The sequence below is a fragment of the Peribacillus sp. NPDC056705 genome, from assembly GCF_043656335.1.
In genome coordinates this window covers 1-1,200 of record NZ_JBHTYI010000230.1, presented here as the reverse complement: position 1 = coordinate 1,200, position 1,200 = coordinate 1, and the positions used below count along the sequence as shown (strand labels likewise).

The 1,200-nt window shown below is 44.2% G+C and carries 1 protein-coding gene; it reads left to right on the top strand.

Annotated features, from left to right (window positions below; translation table 11 throughout):
* On the top strand, positions 1–1,200 hold a 1,200-nt coding region (locus ACFRAK_RS29200; RefSeq protein ID WP_394573230.1), incomplete at both ends, for a PAS domain S-box protein.

The following is a 1,200-nucleotide window of genomic DNA, read 5'->3' as shown; positions in this document are numbered from 1 at the left end:
GAGTGATATCAGCATATTTAGCCAACAGGCATTGTTTGAACATGTATACAAAAGCGCTCCGATTGGCATTGCCCTTGTGACGACGGACGGAAAATGGATCAGCGTAAATCCGGCAGCATGTAATATGCTGGGGTATACCGAAGCTGAGTTAATGCAGCAGCCGGCTACGAATTATATTTATCCGGATGGTATGGATGAGCAGCTCTCCCTGGATGAGACGGCGACGAACTTGGCGGTAGAGAAGCAATATGTTCATAAGGATGGGCATCAAATATGGGCTTCGATTCACGTCTCTTTGGTTCGTGACGATACCGACCATACACCGCTCTTTTTTATCTCGCAAATGGTTGATATTACGGACAGCAAGGTAGCTGAGCAGAAGCTTCAAGTAAGTATTGAACGTTATACCTCGCTCAAGAAGTATAACCATGATGCCATTATTTCGTTTACTTTGGAAGGCGTCATTATTAATGGAAACCAGATGGCAGAGCAACTATCCGGTTACACGATTCAGGATTTAATTGGAACGAGCATTGCTCATCTAATTGGGAAAAGTAATTTATCGAATATATTGTCTAATCGAACAGATTATGCTGCAGTTGAAAGAGCAATCCAGCATGTCCGTCACAAGAATGGGCGAGTGGTTGAGGTACTGGCGACGCTGGCTCCTATTATCATCCACGGAGAGTACGTTGGATTCTATCTCATCGCCAAAGATATGACACTGCAGAAGCGCTTAATGATTGAGAAGGAAGCGGCGGAGAAGACGAACAAAGCCAAGAGCGAATTCCTGGCGATCATGAGCCATGAAATTCGCACCCCGATGAATGGCGTTATCGGGATGACGGATCTCATGCTGGAAACGAACTTGGATGAAGAACAACAGAATTATGTGCAGATTATTAAGCAAAGCGGGACCACCCTGCTCAATATTATTAATGATATATTGGATTTCTCCAAGATCGAATCAGGTCGAACGGAACTGATGATGGAACCCCTCGGTTTAAGAGATGTAATATCCGAGACGCTTCATCTCATTCTTCCCAGAGCATTGGTGAAAAATATTGAGATTACAACATCTGTTGCTCCAGACGTACCGGATCAGGTTATGGGAGACGTCACTAAGTTAAGACAAATCTTAATGAACCTGCTGAGCAATGCCGTTAAATTTACACCGAATGGTGCGATTTCGATCACCGT